Annotated in this window: 16 protein-coding genes; 4 read left to right on the top strand and 12 right to left on the bottom strand. The window is 45.2% G+C overall.

Translation table 11 applies throughout. The features are described 5' to 3' along the window. Positions 1-82 precede the first annotated feature (82 nt). From galU to F0220_RS13655, 4 genes are all read right to left on the bottom strand, one after another. Positions 83-955, bottom strand: a complete 873-nt coding sequence (galU, locus tag F0220_RS13670; RefSeq protein WP_149846587.1) for a UTP--glucose-1-phosphate uridylyltransferase GalU — start codon at positions 953-955, stop codon at positions 83-85. Positions 956-1,012: 57 nt separating this feature from the next. After that, positions 1,013-1,405 carry a GtrA family protein gene (locus tag F0220_RS13665; RefSeq protein ID WP_149846586.1) on the bottom strand — a complete coding sequence of 131 codons (393 nt, stop codon included), beginning with the start codon at positions 1,403-1,405 and terminating at the stop codon, positions 1,013-1,015. Beyond that, positions 1,398-2,384: a glycosyltransferase family 2 protein gene (locus F0220_RS13660; RefSeq protein ID WP_149846585.1), complete on the bottom strand. Its 987-nt coding sequence runs from the start codon at positions 2,382-2,384 to the stop codon at positions 1,398-1,400. Before F0220_RS13660 ends, F0220_RS13665 begins: the two co-directional genes overlap by 8 nt. A gap of 277 nt (positions 2,385-2,661) precedes the next feature. Further along, a complete protein-coding gene (locus F0220_RS13655; protein WP_223199988.1) occupies positions 2,662-4,827 on the bottom strand; it encodes an ArnT family glycosyltransferase in 2,166 nt (721 codons plus the stop codon). A gap of 227 nt (positions 4,828-5,054) precedes the next feature. On the opposite strand from F0220_RS13655, the gene F0220_RS13650 reads away from it, so the two are divergent. Both F0220_RS13650 and F0220_RS13645 read left to right on the top strand, forming a co-directional pair. Then, positions 5,055-5,738, top strand: a complete 684-nt coding sequence (locus F0220_RS13650; protein WP_149846912.1) for a response regulator transcription factor — start codon at positions 5,055-5,057, stop codon at positions 5,736-5,738. Beyond that, on the top strand, positions 5,738-7,255 hold the full coding sequence (locus tag F0220_RS13645; protein ID WP_149846583.1) for a sensor histidine kinase: 1,518 nt from the start codon (positions 5,738-5,740) through the stop codon (positions 7,253-7,255). The genes F0220_RS13650 and F0220_RS13645 overlap by 1 nt, the downstream gene beginning before the upstream one ends. A gap of 299 nt (positions 7,256-7,554) precedes the next feature. On the opposite strand, the gene F0220_RS13640 is transcribed toward F0220_RS13645, so the two are convergent. Both F0220_RS13640 and F0220_RS13635 read right to left on the bottom strand, forming a co-directional pair. Beyond that, on the bottom strand, positions 7,555-8,025 hold the full coding sequence (locus tag F0220_RS13640) for a GNAT family N-acetyltransferase (protein ID WP_091016679.1): 471 nt from the start codon (positions 8,023-8,025) through the stop codon (positions 7,555-7,557). A 297-nt stretch (positions 8,026-8,322) separates the two neighbouring features. Then, positions 8,323-9,033 (bottom strand): SDR family NAD(P)-dependent oxidoreductase, encoded by a 711-nt coding sequence (locus tag F0220_RS13635; protein WP_149846582.1) that lies wholly within the window; start codon positions 9,031-9,033, stop codon positions 8,323-8,325. Positions 9,034-9,134: 101 nt separating this feature from the next. Between F0220_RS13635 and F0220_RS13630 the strand changes: the two genes are divergently transcribed. Continuing rightward, positions 9,135-9,494 (top strand): MerR family transcriptional regulator, encoded by a 360-nt coding sequence (locus F0220_RS13630; RefSeq protein WP_091016682.1) that lies wholly within the window; start codon positions 9,135-9,137, stop codon positions 9,492-9,494. A gap of 117 nt (positions 9,495-9,611) precedes the next feature. Here F0220_RS13630 and F0220_RS13625 read toward each other — a convergent pair whose 3' ends face one another. The 5 genes from F0220_RS13625 to F0220_RS13605 all read right to left on the bottom strand — a co-directional run bounded on the left by F0220_RS13625 (position 9,612) and on the right by F0220_RS13605 (position 14,029). Beyond that, the gene (locus F0220_RS13625) at positions 9,612-10,193 is read right to left on the bottom strand and encodes a GNAT family N-acetyltransferase (RefSeq protein WP_149846581.1); all 582 of its coding nucleotides are present in this window, start codon (positions 10,191-10,193) and stop codon (positions 9,612-9,614) included. A 44-nt stretch (positions 10,194-10,237) separates the two neighbouring features. Further along, entirely contained in the window at positions 10,238-10,813 is a 576-nt protein-coding gene (locus tag F0220_RS13620) for a GNAT family N-acetyltransferase (protein ID WP_149846580.1), read from the bottom strand. Between the two features lie 167 nt (positions 10,814-10,980). After that, positions 10,981-11,280, bottom strand: coding sequence for a hypothetical protein (locus F0220_RS13615; RefSeq protein ID WP_149846579.1), 300 nt, complete (start codon positions 11,278-11,280; stop codon positions 10,981-10,983). A 140-nt stretch (positions 11,281-11,420) separates the two neighbouring features. Next, positions 11,421-13,190, bottom strand: a complete 1,770-nt coding sequence (locus tag F0220_RS13610) for an ATP-binding cassette domain-containing protein (protein WP_149846578.1) — start codon at positions 13,188-13,190, stop codon at positions 11,421-11,423. Next, positions 13,175-14,029, bottom strand: a complete 855-nt coding sequence (locus F0220_RS13605; RefSeq protein WP_149846577.1) for an ATP-binding cassette domain-containing protein — start codon at positions 14,027-14,029, stop codon at positions 13,175-13,177. The genes F0220_RS13610 and F0220_RS13605 overlap by 16 nt, the downstream gene beginning before the upstream one ends. Before the next feature lie 112 nt (positions 14,030-14,141). On the opposite strand from F0220_RS13605, the gene F0220_RS13600 reads away from it, so the two are divergent. Beyond that, positions 14,142-14,732, top strand: a complete 591-nt coding sequence (locus F0220_RS13600; protein ID WP_124114451.1) for a biotin transporter BioY — start codon at positions 14,142-14,144, stop codon at positions 14,730-14,732. Between the two features lie 227 nt (positions 14,733-14,959). Here F0220_RS13600 and F0220_RS13595 read toward each other — a convergent pair whose 3' ends face one another. Then, entirely contained in the window at positions 14,960-16,429 is a 1,470-nt protein-coding gene (locus tag F0220_RS13595; protein WP_149846576.1) for an Msr family ABC-F type ribosomal protection protein, read from the bottom strand. Positions 16,430-16,719 lie beyond the last annotated feature (290 nt).

Here is a 16,719-nt window from a genome sequence, read left to right as displayed (position 1 = left end):
TGCCGGATTCTAAGAAAGAACCATGTACGAAGGAGAGGCTCTCTTGTACCAACAGATATGAACCTCTGCTACAAATTAATTTCTATGCCCACTGGGTTGCAAGCTTTTGAAGATAGGGTGTCAGCATGGGCTGTAATTCCTTGCGCATCAATCCGATCTCCAAGATCGCCTGAATATATCCGAATTGATCGCCAATATCGTAGCGACGTCCCTCCAGTTCAAGGGCCAACAGTTCCTCCACTTGACTCACTACTTTCAGGGCATCCGTTAACTGATATTCCCCTCCAGCCCCTCTCTCAATCTGATCAAGGATTGGAAAAATGGAAGGTTTCAGAATGTATCGTCCCATTACAGCTGTTCGGGATGGGGCTTCTGCAAGGGAAGGTTTTTCAACCAAATTAGTGACTCGATGAACCCGGTCCTCTGCACCGTTGGAATCAATGATGCCATATTTGCTCACATTTGCCGTGTCTACCTGACGGACACCTATAATCTGATTACCTGTCTTTTCATAGAGATGAACCATCTGCGCAAGTGCAGGCGGATCAGACACCATAATGTCATCACCGAGCAGTACTGCGAAGGCATCATCTCCTACAAACTGCCGTGCACACCCAATGGCATGCCCCAGACCCAGCGGTTCTTTTTGACGAATAAAATGAATATTGGCCATCTCGCTGATCGCTTGCACCTCTTCCAACAAAGACTGTTTGCCCTTGGCGTATAACGAATGTTCAAGTTCAACTGATTTATCAAAATGATCCTCTATGGATTTTTTGTTGCGTCCGGTCACAATGAGGATATTCTCAATGCCTGATTGCACTGCTTCTTCAACAATGTATTGGATAGCTGGTTTGTCTACAATCGGTAACATCTCTTTGGGCTGTGCTTTGGTCGCTGGCAGGAACCGAGTTCCGAGACCCGCTGCCGGAATAACTGCTTTTTTAATTCGCATTTCATCACACACTCCTTTCATATGCTTCGTATAACTAATATTTCATACTGCGCGCAGCTAAGTTGCTATACGAAACACCCAATATCTACTAGCCATATAGTTCAGGACCATTCCCATCAATGTCGCCAGGATCTTGCTCATCACGAGACTCCAACCCAACATATCGTGCAAAGTCATCAGAATGAGGGCAGATAACGCGAGAACGACGAGATTGGTGATTAGAAAACGAATAAGTTTCGCTCTAGCGTTACCCCCTCGTGCCGCATTTCGAAAAGTCCACCTACCATTCAGCCAATAACTGTTCGCAACACCGCAGCTGTACGAGATTACCTGGGCAATCAGAACCGGCACACCGACCACTGCGAGTAAAGCAAACACCAACGCATCCACTACCGTATTCGCAACACCTACAATACCAAACTTGAAGATTGTTACCAGACGCTTAGTCATGATGAGCAACTCGGGCTGTCAATCGGGATTGCGCTTGCTGACTCTCGGCCTGAACCACATCTCTTACGATGTATAGTGGACGTGCCTTGGTCTCATCATAGATTCGGCCAACGTACTCGCCCAGAATACCCAGCATGATCAGGATGAATCCATTAAACATCAGCATGATACTCACAATGGATGGCCATCCCTTAATTGTTGAATCCGTAAATATGGCCGAAACAATAACCGTTAACATATAGATGAATCCGCCAACCGACAGGATCGCACCTACATAACCTGCAAGTTTGAGCGGTTTATACGAAAATGAAGTAATGCCGTCCAGGCTCAGCTTCAGCATGCGTTTTAGCGGATATTTTGTTTCGCCTGCCAGACGTTCATCACGTTCATATTCAATAGCCGTCTGACGAAATCCAACCCAACTGACCAACCCGCGCACAAATCGGTTTTTCTCCGGAAGACGTTTCATCTCATCACATACTTTGCGGTCAATCAGGCGAAAATCTCCGGTGTCCACTGGGATATCCGTATCCGTTGAGGCACGAAGTACACGATAGAACAGACTTGCCGACCATTTCTTGAAGCGAGTTTCTCCACTTCGTCTGGTGCGACGGGCATATACGACTTCATAACCCTCTTTCCATTTGGCGATCATATCCAGTATCAGTTCGGGAGGGTCCTGCAGATCCGCATCAATAATAACCACCGCATCCCCCACTGCGTAATCCATACCCGCTGTTATCGCAATCTGATGTCCGAAGTTACGAGCAAAATCAATCAGCTTCACACTCTCGTCCCAACGTGCGTAATCACGGATCATCTGTGCACTTCGATCCACGCTGCCATCATTGATAAACAACAGTTCATAGCTCTCTCCTGTGCTGCCCATGACCTTCTTCAGACGCCGATAAGTCTCCTCGATCACCGCTTCCTCGTTATACATGGGAATAATAATGCTGTATCGGTACGCTTGAGCCATGTTCGTCCCCTCCTTTTTCCAATGGACTTCGTTCGAGATTTTCACTCTATATAAATTGAACTAGAGAATATTTACACTGCACACTTCGATGACAGAACAACCTTCCAATCGCTGTTATCCCCAGATTTTTTGATTCCCTTTCTAAAGGGAAAATCCGGTGATAGCGTATGCTTCCGATGTAGCTTTCTTGCAGAAAGCTTGTAGGCGAACGCTTCGCTTTTTCAGGTTTTTTCTGTCCTCTCCGTTATTGTGTAAATGACAAGTTCAATTTATATAGCTACAATTTCACTTCGTACAAGGTGGTCTGTCCGCTAAATCCAAAGCCAGCTCTGTTTCCGGTGTCTCCGTTATCCATAGATCCGCTGTCGGTGCCTGTCTTCCATTCTGAAGTTGGAATCTCGGTTCCATGCTCTTTGATCCAATCGGTAATTTCTGAGTTTCCTCCGCGACCACCCATGCCACCAACCATGAAGTATTTCACTTGCCCGCTCTTGACGAGTTGCTCAAGTTCCTCTGTTGTGTACACCGGGTCTGATCCGGAAAAACCGCCAAGCGTGATCACTGCTTCTTTCTCATCGATGATATAAGGTGCTGCCTGATTATAGTCCGTAGTGGCGAAGAGATACGTTTCGCCTGTATTGTGCTCTTTCAGATAATTCAGTGTGACTGTATCCAATCCTTCGTTACGGTTGCCCATTCCGCCACGGCCGCCCATTGAAGGCATTTCTGTATCTCCTGCACCGTTGCCCATCGGCATGCCCATTCCGGCTCCACCAAACATGCTATTGGAACCCGTCGGTCCTGCTGCCGGAATCATACTGTTACCACCATAAGTAATTGGGGTGAATGCCCAATAGATCGGACCGATCAGCATCACCATGAATCCCGCAATAATGAAGCCCTGTTTCCATCTATGTGTGCGATGAAGCATAACGACCAGGATGACCGTGACCAGAATGCCTGCAATTAATTCACTTATGGACCATCCTGCACCAATCGTATCGTTATACGCCTGCATGATATACCAGCCAAACAGTGTCGTCAGCAGCACGGACACCGGAAGCAACCATGCCTGCCATCCGCTGCGATCACGATATAATTTCCACATCGCTACAAATCCTGCACCAGTCAGCGCTGCAATTGGAGGTGCAAGCATAATCAGATAATACTGATGGAAGAAACCTGCCACACTGAAAAAGGCAGCAACCGGAAGCAGCCAGGCCAACCAGAACAAGGCCTCCTTGTGCTTGCTGGTTATACTTCTCCGTCTTAACCCTGCAAATATGGCAATGCACCCAAGCAGCACAACTGGCATAAGCCAGCTAGCTTGACCTGAAAGTTCAGTCTGGAACAGACGCAGAGGACCTTTCTCCCCCGTACCAAACATGCCTCCCATGCCTCCGCCACCATTACCGCCAAAATTTCTTCCGTTTGGCATTTCCATATCATTTGGCATCTGCCCATTCGGGAAATTACCATTCGTCCCCTTCATGCCGCCCATGACGTTCAAGCCGTTCGAACCATTCATATTATCGTTATCCGGTGCATCGACATCTTGCCCAGCCTCAGTCACACCACTGCCTGTCTGATTGGGAGATGAGGTCGAATCCCCTCGATTGCCACGATTATTTCCCTGTCCGATCCCATTTGGCTTACCGGCGTTACCTGCGGTATTCTGCTGACCCGTTAGGCGAGCCAGACCATTGTATCCAAAGGCGAGTTCCATGACCGAGTTCGTTTCACTACTGCCGATATAAGGTCTTTGGTCTTCAGGGATAGAATCCACTGTGACTGCCCAGGATAAGGAAACGACCGCCAGAACTGCTGTGCTGCCGATCATCAGGATGATCTTCCTTCTCCATTTCGCCTGAAATGCAAGCAAATAGAACAAATAAAAAGCCGGGAGAATCATGTAGGCTTGAAGCATTTTCATATTAAAGGCTATGCCTATTAACCCAAAGGCAACGAGAATGCGCCAAGCACTGCCTTGTTTGCTGCCTTTGAACAAAAACCATGAACCCAGCAGTAGTGTAAACACCAGCATGCTGTCAATATTATTGGTCCGGCTGACTGCCGCCACGACAGGCACAGTCGCCATTGCAAGCGCCGAGATCCGTGCTGCTGCAAGACCGTATGTAGGTTTCACCATGAAATAGATCAGGAGCACCGAACCGATCCCCGCTAATACCTGAGGCAAAATAACACTCCATCCGTGCAATCCGAAGACATAGGCAAAGGCCGTTTGAATCCAGAAGACAACAGGTGGTTTATCTACAGTGACCGAGCCTGCCGAGTCTAATGAAGCATAGAAAAAGTTATGGAAGTTGCTGAGCATACTACCAACGGCAGTCGTATAGTAGGAATTGGCATATTGATCGTTCCAGATACCGTACCCATTCAGAAACGCCGCCAGTAATACAATCGGCAGAAGGACAAGATCCATCCTTCTTTTGGTGTTATTCAATGTTAATCACTCCTTCAAAGTTCTTCATGTCTAATATTGTGACATGCCAAAATAAAACTGGGATGAGTACCCGCTGAATGTTGTCTGAGGATAATTCACAATCCTTTCAGCTAAATTTCAGTTTGGCAAGCGATAATACAACATACAGTCCCTCTCTTAATTGAGGGAGAACTAAGATGGAAGCAAGCAAGGAGGAACCCCGCATTATGAAGCTTAGCAGCGGAATTAAAATAATATTGGCTGATGATGAACCGCATATTTTGCAATTTCTGGAGCTTGGATTAAGCAATGAAGGCTTCGATGTGCGTACGGCACCGGATGGAGCGGCTGCGCTTGAGTTGGCACTTGAATTCAGGCCACATATGGCTATTCTGGATGTCATGATGCCAGAGATGGATGGATTCGAAGTGGTCGAGCGACTTCGTAAGACCGGAACTCAGGTTGGCGTTATTATGCTGACAGCGAAGGACGAAGTCGAGAATCGGGTTAAGGGCCTTTGGCTAGGTGCTGATGATTACATGATCAAACCCTTTGCCTTCGACGAGCTGCTCGCTCGGATTCAGGCCAGACTGCGCAATCAATTTCCTTTATTAATAGGAGCTGTCACCCACGGTCCCTTCCGAATTGATGATCAGCGCAAAGAAATAACCTATCAGAATCAGGTCCTGGAGCTATCTCCTACCGAATACGAACTGTTAAAATTTATTGTGCTTAATCATGGGATTGTACTTAGCAAAGCAACCATTTTGAGCCGGGTATGGGGGTATGATTTTGGCGGAGAAGAAAATATTGTGGAGGTATATGTTCGCTCCTTGCGCGACAAACTCGGGGACAAAGAGCATAAACTCATACGCACGCTTCGGGGTGTTGGGTACAGGGTGGATCTCTAATGAACTCGCTGCCTAAGAAAAATAAACTACGTTTAAGACGTCTTCACCAATGGATCTGGCCTCGTTCACTGCGTTCTCAATTGCTCTCACGTTCTCTGTTCGTGCTTGCTGGGCTACTATTGTTAATCGGTATCCTGCAATTCTGGATCATGGAAAGCTTTCTCTATCGGAATCAGGCAAAAACCATGGAAGAACAGCTCATGTCCATGCCCCCGGTTTGGCTCGGAATTCAGTCACGTAGTGGCTCTTCCAACAATCCTTTCGGTGGACAGGCAGGAAACGGGTCTGGCAATCGGGTGCTATTTATTCCGGACCGTTCACTGGCCCTGTTTGATAATCAAGGTACGTTCGAGGATGTTTTTGGGGAAGACGGTCTGAAAGCTCCTCATCTATCAAGCGTTGAATATCAAGACATTACAGAAGAGTTGAAAGAACAAAAACATATTCCCTACCGGATCGTAACGGATAGCCAAGGGAATGAACAATTGATTGTATTCGCCTCACCGGGTCCACGCAATCGAGGCTTACCCATGGTCCAGATGGGCACAGCTACGAAGCCACTGAGAGACTTGATTATTAAACAGCTTCTGATCTTCCTCATGTTATCGCTGTTGGCCATGGTAGCCGGTCTTATTTTATACACTAAGGTATTACGCCGGACGCTGGTTCCCCTGTCCAACATGGTGAATAAAGTACAGCAGATCGATGCAGGTAGCCTCGCAGAACGCCTTCCTGTCGTTCAGGGACAAGAGGAAGTGGATCAGCTCGCAGTTTCATTCAATGGCATGCTTGAAAGGCTGGAGAACTCGTTTGAAGCGGAGCGGGAATCGAAAGAGCAGATGCAGCGTTTCTTGTCTGATGCTTCCCATGAGCTTCGTACCCCGCTCACCTCCATTCACGGCTTCATTGAAGTTCTACAACGGGGTGCAGCGACCAATCAAGATCAATTGTATAAAGCACTGGACAGCATGCACGGCGAATCCGTACGAATTAACAAGCTGGTTGAAGATTTGCTGTTACTAACCAAGCTGGATCAGGCTCCAAGGCAGGAGCGGGAGGTCATTCAGCTGGATAGTCTGCTGCTCGAAATGCAACCACAACTTGCCATGATGGCTCAACGAAGATCCATTTATCTCGATCTGACGGCTGAAGTATATGTACTGGCTGACCCTTACAAGCTGAAGCAGGTTGTGCTGAATCTGTTCCATAATGCGGTGCAGCACACCGATCCAGAGCACGGAGCCATCTCCATAACGTTGTATGCCACGCACCATAAGGCTGAATTGTCAGTAAAGGATAACGGCACAGGCATCGAACCTGAACATCTGCCTCATATCTTTGAGCGATTTTACCGCACAAGCAGTTCTCGTTCGCGCAAACAAGGTGGTGCAGGTCTCGGTCTAGCCATTACCCGCTCAATTGTGGAGTCGTATGGTGGGAAAATTACAGTACGAAGTCAGGTAGGCGTGGGAACTGAATTTATGATTTTGATGCCGCTATATAAGACTGATGTCTAGACTGAGCGTAGGTTCTACGTAAGCTATAAGTTGGCTATTAGCAGCTCTACGTAAAATCTACTTGATCATTACGCAAGCTCCTGGTCCAGCTCACCAAACGCTTCTTTTCTTCCAGTTTAATTCAGGTTCTTCACATTAATTCCGCTTTTCACTGCACGAAGAATCCCCCATCATTTCGGTTGAGAAATGAGTGGGGGATTCTTTGGGTATCCAATTGGTATAGTGGTAGTCCAATTGGTTTCGGAATTTCAGACTTTCAGGCTAACGAATCTAAGGCGTCTTATTCAAGGCTTTGAAACTTATAAGTGCTTTTCATAAAATACCATTGTCATTTTGTCGTTAATTGCTTTTGTTGCACTCGTTTTTTTGTAGCCTATCTTTTCATACAAATAACAGTTCCCTTTCTCTTGTAAGATGGTACCCAATTTCCATGACTTTGCATCATCATATATCTGCCCGACCATTGTTAAGACTTTTTGAGCAATTCCTTTTCCTTGATGTTCTGGCAGTATAAAAATTGGGCTAATACTGTAGATCCGATTATCTTTTTTCACGACTCTAATTCCACCAACAGCAATTTCAAGATGACGAATTATGAAATAATCTGTAAAAGATTGATTGATTTGAGTAATAATTCTTTCTACGGTTTCATTAGCGGGGCTTGTTTCAAAATCCTGATATTTTTCTAACAAAGGCATAAATGCTTTGACTTTCATCTCATGAACAGTCACTGCATCTTTCAAATCTGCTTTATCCAATGAAACCCCCATTAAATAAATACCTCCGATTGATACACTTGTTAGAAATACGATTTTATAGTACGTGCTCTGTTACCTTGGTACAAGAAAGATGTTCGTCTACGTTTGGTATTTGTTTCACTTTCAACAAATAAACAAGTTAGAACTAACATATTTTTCTTATTCGACGTTCTATTCTCATATTCCTTGCTACCTAAGTAACGGAACCACACCAATAGCTTAATCTAATCTTTCGCTATCATCCAAGGGACAAGATCAGCAGAATGCACCTCAAAAATTTTTAGATCCTCATACACATCATCTTATGAATTACCAAGGGTATACGCCATTCTCATCAAGGAACTCCCCGTTATGACGTTTACCGTCTGTCGCATAGCGCACGATAATTGCAGCGCCGGCTTCTTTTGATTTACCGCCTTCGGCATTGCCGTTAAGATCTGTTGACGTGAATCCCGGTGTTACCGCAAAGACTTGAGCCCTGCTGTTTTTGACTTCATAAGCCATCGAAAGTGTCATGGCACTGTTGGCCGTTTTGGATGAGTTATAGTCGAAGGCATTTAAAGTAAATTCCGCATTTTGCATATGGTCCAGAGAAGCCATGTCGCTCGATACATTAATAATTGTACCTTCATTATCTTTGATTAACGGGAACAAGCGCTGATTCAAACGGAACGTGCCGAAAAAGTTCACTTCGAAGGCGTTCCGCAGATCTTCCTCTTTCGTATCCGTGAAGGAATGAGAGAATGCACCAGGCATACCTGCATTATTGATCAGAAGGTTTATTGAGGGATACTTCTTATAGATCGTATCAGCTGCCAGCTCGATACTCTTCATGTCGATCATGTCGATCTGCACAAATTCTACATCTAATCCCCTGGAAGTTAACTCCGAAACAGCTGCTTCCCCTCGTTCGACACTGCGTGCGCCGAGGATAACTTTCCAACCTGCTTCACCCAACTGTTTTACGATCTCATATCCAATCCCTTTATTTGCTCCGGTTACAAAAACAGTCTTTTTCATGCGAATCCTTCTTTCCCTAATATGATTTTTATTTAACAATGTATAAGTTACTATGCTACACTTAGTGTAGGTCAAATTATTTTTATAAAAGGGAGATTCACATGTTAACGATCGGAGAAGTAGCGAAAAAAGTTGAGATTTCAATTGGAGCGATCCGCTTTTATGAAAGAAAGGGACTGCTGAAACCTGCTGCACGAAATGAGCAGAATAACCGTCTTTATTTGGAGGATGATCTGAACTGGCTGGTCTTTATCAAATGCCTTCGCGAAACGGGGATGAGTGTGGAAGACATCAAAAAGTATTATGATCAGGTCAATGAAGGAACCTCCACCCTGAAGGAAAGAACCAAGCTGATTGAGGACCAAAAGCAAAAGTTGCTGAATGATATCGAGGAGAAAAAAGCGCAGCTTGTTCATTTGGATAACAAACTGGAGCGCTATTATCGAGGAGAAAATTTTTAAAATAATCTTGTCCTATAAATTAAATGAAAGAAAAAGATCAGGCAGCCAGCAATAACTGTCTAACCTGATCTGAAGTGTTTAACCTATAGCGATTTTAAAGAGGATAAAAAAGTTCAATCAAAAAAGACCTTCGCGCTTACACAGTTGATAATGGATATAGGGTTCATCCTCGATCTCGATCAAATTTAACCGTTCAAAATCACATTTCTGTATGACCTTGTTGGATGCCTGATTGGTAATCAAAGCGATGGCATTTAATATTTCCACGTTGGTATGTTCAAACAAATACTGTGTCATTCCTTTTACTGCCTGCGTTGTATAGCCACGATTCCTGAAGTGTTTCGAAATACCGTACATAATCTCCCGATTGGGTGCTGGCAGTTCGTCCTTGATCCCTGAGCAGCACCATCCTATGAACTCATCATTCTCTTTAAGTACGATAGCCATACGTAAATATAACTCTCCGATATTGCCACCCGCCATCACAGCTTGTTTAAAACGCTGATTCTCAGGAATTTCATATTCGGTGAGCCACAGGGTCCTCTCTTCCATTGTAGCGTTCCATCCCGGTAAGAATTCATACACCTCAGGTTGCCACGTAATTTCTTGCAGTTTCTCCAAATCTTCAAGTCGATATTCGCGCAAATAAATATCCTTGCAATCGATGATTAACTCATCGGTTAGTATGGGTTGGTTCATAGTTCCTCCTACTTCACATTAATTACACCTTATTAGCCTTTACTTCAAACAAGGCCCTCTTTTGCCATAAACTCGTCTTTGGTTAATCCAAAGAGGATCATATCCTGGTATTTTCCATCGGTGTAGATCACCTGGCGACGCACACCTTCCTGAACACATCCAAGTTTTCTCATCATGGCTGCAGAAGGTTCATTTCCTTCAAGTACAGAATCATTGAATTTGTTGAGCCTGCGTTCGAAGAAGGCATACTTCAGCAAGATTCGTACGGCTCTGGTTCCGTATCCTTTTCCTCGATGATCCCTGTCAATTTGAATGCCAATGCTAAAGGTACCGTTCCTTTCATCAATGCTGTTCAGATTCACACCTCCGACATTTTCACCATCCATATTTACAATGGTAAACATGATCCGTCCTTTGGCTAAAGAAAAATCAGAGAAGTTTTCCGTGAAATTCTTCGCTTCAACATGGGTTGGCGGTAACTCTACTGCACACTCCAATAACCGCCGGGCAGGTGTATCAAAGCGGTTGTAATAATGATCTTCCCAATCTTCTTCACGCAAAGCACGCAACCTGACCTTATCATCCTGCCAGAAATATTGACTATAATCGATCTCTCTCATTCCGAATCCTCCGCCTATTCAACCAATTTTTTACTCCGAGCTACAAACATAATAACCCATAATGTGGAATTGGAGGAGATTTGTTTTCATTAAATACAACGAAAAATAACCCCCCGAACAGGACAAAACCTGTCGGAGGCTATACTCTAATTTATCTCAAATTGTCATTACGATTCTTCCGGGTATTTAGGTTTGGACACGTTATCCGGAACCGTTTCGTCAAAAACATCCTGACCCGGATAATCCCGTACGTCTCCCTCGTGAAGTTCATGATTTTCATAATCAAAACGATGTGCAGACCTTTGATCCACCCGCCACGGAGAACTTTTCCCGAGAGACTCGGATAACAGAGATGAACCGTAAGGACCCTCCGGGAATTCTTCAAGAGTGATATCGTTTCGCTGCGACTCCACCGTAGACACATCGGTATATTCTTGCCGTTCTTCACGCAAAAACTTATCTTTCATCGTTTATCCCTCCTGATCCACTTCAGATGATCAACGTCCACTTATTGTGAGCGAGGACAAACGCATTTATGCATGATCTTTGGAAAACACTGCGTTTAGGTTTCGATCCATTACCGGATCCATCACGATCATTATCGCCATCACAATTGGCGAATCCATATTAATAGTACAAAAACAATGAGGCCAGCGAGGCTAATCCAGGTATCACGTTTGGACCATACTAATAACGATGAACGTCCTCCGAGCATAGAGTGCTCTCTAACTTTACGCATTTCCATCGCAATGGTCATATCCTCTGCACGTTGGAACAGTGCCATTAACAAGGGAATCACCATCGGACCCAGGTCACGAATTCGAACGGTATTTGGTCTTAAAGCTGCCTTTCCACGTGCCCGTACGATCAGTGAGAATCGCTGCCACTCACTCCAGATCATCGGGATAAACCGAAAGATTAACGAAACAGCTAGAGCGAACGAAGCTACGGGCAACCTGATCTTTTTACCGATACCGAGTACCCAGTTAAGCCCTTCTACCATTCGCCCATAAGGCGTCGTCAGTGAAAACCATAGACTTGCCAACGTGACGATAAACAAACGATACACATTCAGCAAAGTGCCCTCCGCCTGCATCAGGGAAAAGCCAAAGTGCAGACCTCCTCCCTCTGTTGAAAGGGTTGTCCCAGATAACGCCGTTGATATGATGAAAAAGAATAACAGTGGCTTCATTAACTTCATACATCCAGCCAAAGTCTGACGCGGGAGCACGGCAAGTGCTGCTATTACCGGCACCAGTGTTAACGTCAATCCCAACCAGCGCTGTTGAAGCATCGCAGCAGTGACCAGCAAGATATACAGAATCCATTTCAGACGCGGGTCCATGACGCCATATAATCCGCCTGAATGAGTCAATGTGTTTGGAAGAAGCTTTGGATCATCTACCGTTTTAATGGACGACAGCATCAGTGCTTCTTCTTCATATTCCATTGCAACGCTCTTGACTTCCTTCGTTACCGTCCATGATGCTTCTATCGATTCATTTTGAATCTGTACTTCAACTGGCTTGGACTGAACAATACACTCAGTCATCTCTTCTGGCGTCATCGCGGTCAAAGGCAGCTCAAGGCCCGCTGCTCTAAACTGCTGTGCCAGTCTCATCGATGGTGGCAGTCCGATTCCTGTCTGCTCCAGCAGTTCAGGCCTTTTGTGAAGTTCTCTCGGCGTAAGATCGGCGATTAAACGGCCTTCCTGCAACAGCAATACTCGATCCGCACAAGGCAAAAATGTATCCAGATCATGGGTTGCTACCACGCCCCCACCACCTGCCAGACGATGTTGCTCCAATACATCCAGCAAAAGCCCGACACTTTGCGCTTCCAACCCGGCGCTTGGCTCATCCAGCAGAAGCCAGTGTGGATTGGTCACACCTCCGAGAGCAAGACCTAACCTGCGCTTCTCTCCCCCACTTAGAGCAAATGGCGACCTGTCCAGATGAAAACGTCGGTCCAACTCTGAGGACACTGGCGGGTCCCATTGCTTCAGTGCTTTTGTGATCTGCTCTTGTTGCTGTTTCTCTGAAAGTCGATAGGGACGCAGAGAATATGTGAATTCACGCTGAATACTTCGGGCAAACAGTTGTTGTTCCGGAAATTGAAACAGTAGTCCCATTTGCAATAAAATCGACTGCGGCACTTTTCCTTCTTTCCAGAAAGGTGTGCCATCCAATGTGATACTTCCTGCATCGGGTGGTCTCAGACCAGCCAACGTCTGTAGTAAAGTCGTTTTTCCTGAACCCGTACAGCCCAGCAGCAAGGTGATTTCCCCACTGTTCAACTGGACACTCACATCTTCAAGCAGTGCACGTTTGCTCGATTCCGATGCTTCTATACGTATACTGGTTAGCTCGATCTCCAACGTGCGACCTCCTTAGCCAGTTGCTCAGGTCGCAGTGGCATGGCTTCTGGCATCATACCTTTTTGCTTGAGCAATAACGCAGTTTTTACAGTAAAAGGAGGATCCAACCCTAACCGTTCACAGGGGGATAGCTGTACATTTTCCCGTGTAGCCTTCTCATTCAGCTCTGTTTCATAGAAAAAGGACTCCGGCTCCCCGTTGTACACACAACGTCCCCTCTCCATAGCAATGATTCGATCACACAGGGTTGCTTCCTCCAGATGGTGTGTAATCCAGACCACCGTTGTCCCCCGCTGGGTAATCTTCTGAACGATGGCCTCGATACGGTCTCTTGCTCCCGGATCAAGCATTGCTGTTGGCTCATCCAGAATCAATATATCCGGTTTGGCTGCGAGCGCTACAGCAATATTAAGCAGTTGTTTCTGTCCACCGGATAATTGTGAGACGGCCTTCTCCGGGGGATATTGAAGTCCTACGGTATGTAATGCATCCTGCCTGTGCTCCAATTGCTCTTCTACAGAATCCATCAATGGTGACAGCGCAAAATGAAACTCCTCTTCAATCGTATCGCCTAGTACCTGTGCATCCGGTTGCTGCAATACACCCCGAACGGTAAGTTCATCCGAGATATCCCGTACCCCTCCAGATAGTGGAATGAATCCAATCAGTAGTCCAGCGAGTGTGCTTTTTCCACTGCCATTCGCCCCTACAATACTAATCCATTCTCCTTGGTGCAGCATAAGTGAGACCCCATCCAGTGCTTTTCTCACCTGACCACCTTCGGAAGCATAATGCACTCGAACATCTTCTAATGTAATTATAGGCAGGTTGCCTTGCATCGTAAATTAGTCCTTTCCCTTTCTATTTTTATGTGGTACGATCCTAATCGTCAACCACATTTATATAATTGGTTAACAATCATATTACCAAAATGGAGAGGATTGTTCAAACATGAAATTATCTTTGCGAGGTATTGTATTCAGCGCACTTATGGCCGCAATTTTAGTACTTTTTGGTTACATAAGCATTCCCATTGGCTTCTCCCCTGTACCGATAACATTACAAACCTTGGCTGTCATGCTGGCCGGAGGATTACTTGGTCCACTATATGGTTTCCTAAGCGTTACCATGGTTGTTCTGCTCACCGCTCTTGGTTTCCCCTTGCTGCACGGGACCGGAGGACTTGCGGTACTTCTTGGACCTACCGGAGGATATGTGATGATGTGGCCGATCTCCGCTTTATTAATTGGACTGTTGCTTGCACGAATCAACATCAAAGGTGTCACAGGATTCATTCTCGCTTTTGTTGTATTTGAACTATTTGGTTCACTGCTCGTGTATGTATCGGGTGTCCCTTGGCTTGCTTATGCTTACAAAATGGACCTACCTGAGGCCATGATTCAAGGGTTTTATCCTTACATTATTGGGGATCTGATTAAAGCTGTATTTGCTGCCATCATCATTGCGCCCGTGCGCATGGTTTTCCCACCTCAACGTCTCACAGGTAACATGCATTCAGCGGTTGTAAAAGCGGAGTCTTAATAGAAGCTACATAAGGCATCCGATCTGCCTATCTTTGAAAACGACAAAACCGCCAAAATCACTTTGGCGGTTTTCGTTACTTCTCATCCCCTATAAATTTATATTCTATATAAATTGAAATAAACATTTACACGAAACGGAGAGGACAGAAAGAGCCTGAAGAAGCGAAGCGATCGGAAGGTTGTTCTGTCATCGTAGTGTCCAGTGTAAATATTCTTTAGTTCAACTTATATATTCACCTGAATTAATTGACGCTCTGTAATCTGAAATTGTTGATCCGCTGTATTTTCAATAAACCTCTGATCATGAGATACATACAGAATCGTTCCTTCATACGCCTTCATAAAACGTTCCAACGCTTCCAAGGCATGCATGTCAAGAAAATTCGTCGGCTCATCCAACAATAGAATGTTATATTGTCCTAGAAACAAGTGACATAATTGAAGACGAATCGCTTCTCCTCCACTTAATGTCCCCACATTCTTGAGCAAGTCATTCCCTGTAAACTGCATCGCGTGCAACGCACTTCTCAGCTCTGATTCCTCATATTCCGAACGATTTTTCAGAAATTGTAATACAGTATCTTTCATCGTGAAACGATAGCTCATTTGCTGAAAATAACCGAGCTTTGCTTTTGGAGACATCGTGATGCCATCTCCAGCAAGGAAAACATGGTTAAGCAATGTGCTTTTCCCGCTGCCATTGGCTCCGGTAATCGCTATTTTTTGTTTTAATGGAATTTGAAAACTTACATCCTTCAATAATATGTTTCCACCCACTTCAAGCGTAAGGCGATCTGCCATAATTGGAAATCGGTTGTGCAACTCCAATGTCTTCGGCTGACGGAAGATAATCGGCCGATCCTCCTGCACCGCATTCACCTCTTGAAGTTGTTGCATGCGTTGTTCAATCGCTTTAGCAGCACGATGCACTGCTTTTTGACTTGTACCTTTGGATTTGGTTTCAAACATGCGGTTTGCTTTTGCCTTGGATTCTTTTTTGGACATGCTTCCAGCCTGCGTTATTTTCTCGGCTTTCTTCATCTTTTCCCGGGCGGCCAGTTCCAATCGTCTTTTCTCTTTGGAGAATTGTTCATGGGCCAGATTCTGCTGTTCACGCTCCAGCCTCTTCTGTTGCCGATAATCGCTATAGTTACCGGAATATACGTGTACCTCTCCCTGATGAATTTCCCAGATCGTGGTCACCAGCTCATCCAGAAGCGCACGGTCATGACTGATCAGCACGATTGCCCCATAGTAATAACGCAATTCATCCAGTAAAAATGTAATGCCCTCTTGATCCAGGTGTGTTGTTGGTTCATCCAGTAACAGTACTTCATGATAATGAGTGAACATTTGAGCCAGTTTTAGACGGGTCTGTTCTCCGCCACTCCATGGTTGATCGTGTTGAGGTATGGCTAATTTACTGAGTAAAGCCCCATCAACTTCAATACTTTCGTTAGACTGGGGTGGTTCCACTTGTTCCAAATAACCAAAATCTGCAAAACGTTTTACCTTTCCGGCAGTTGGCTGGATCTGCCCCGTAATGAGTTTCAATAGTGTACTTTTACCCTGACCATTACCACCTACTACACCAATGCGATCCAGTTGATGCACAGCCAGTCGCTCAATGTTCAGTATTACTTTATCCATATAGGTCATCTCAACCTGTTCTAATTCAAAACATATCTTTTCCATATTCGCTACCTCCGAAATAAGATTTATTTCGTATCGATAGCGAAGCACGCTTCTATCGATACGAGCTTATCGTGCCAGCTCGTATCAATAGAACAGTAACGTCATCATAGCGGTTACCTCCGGTAGTCTGTATTGAGCGCCTTTACCTGATTAAAATAATCAGAAGAAAAAACAAAGAATCACAGGCCACAGCCTGTGATTCAACGTAAACGGGAAAGCGAGTAAAACACTTATTTTAAGGTCAGGATGATTGAAAATGACAGACTGATCCCGTTTACTCTGAACCAATG

Source organism: Paenibacillus sp. 37 (assembly GCF_008386395.1).
Classification (GTDB): Bacteria; Bacillota; Bacilli; order Paenibacillales; family Paenibacillaceae; genus Paenibacillus; species Paenibacillus amylolyticus_B.
The sequence above is the reverse complement of the archived record's forward strand: the minus strand, read 5'-3'. Positions and strand labels throughout refer to the sequence as shown.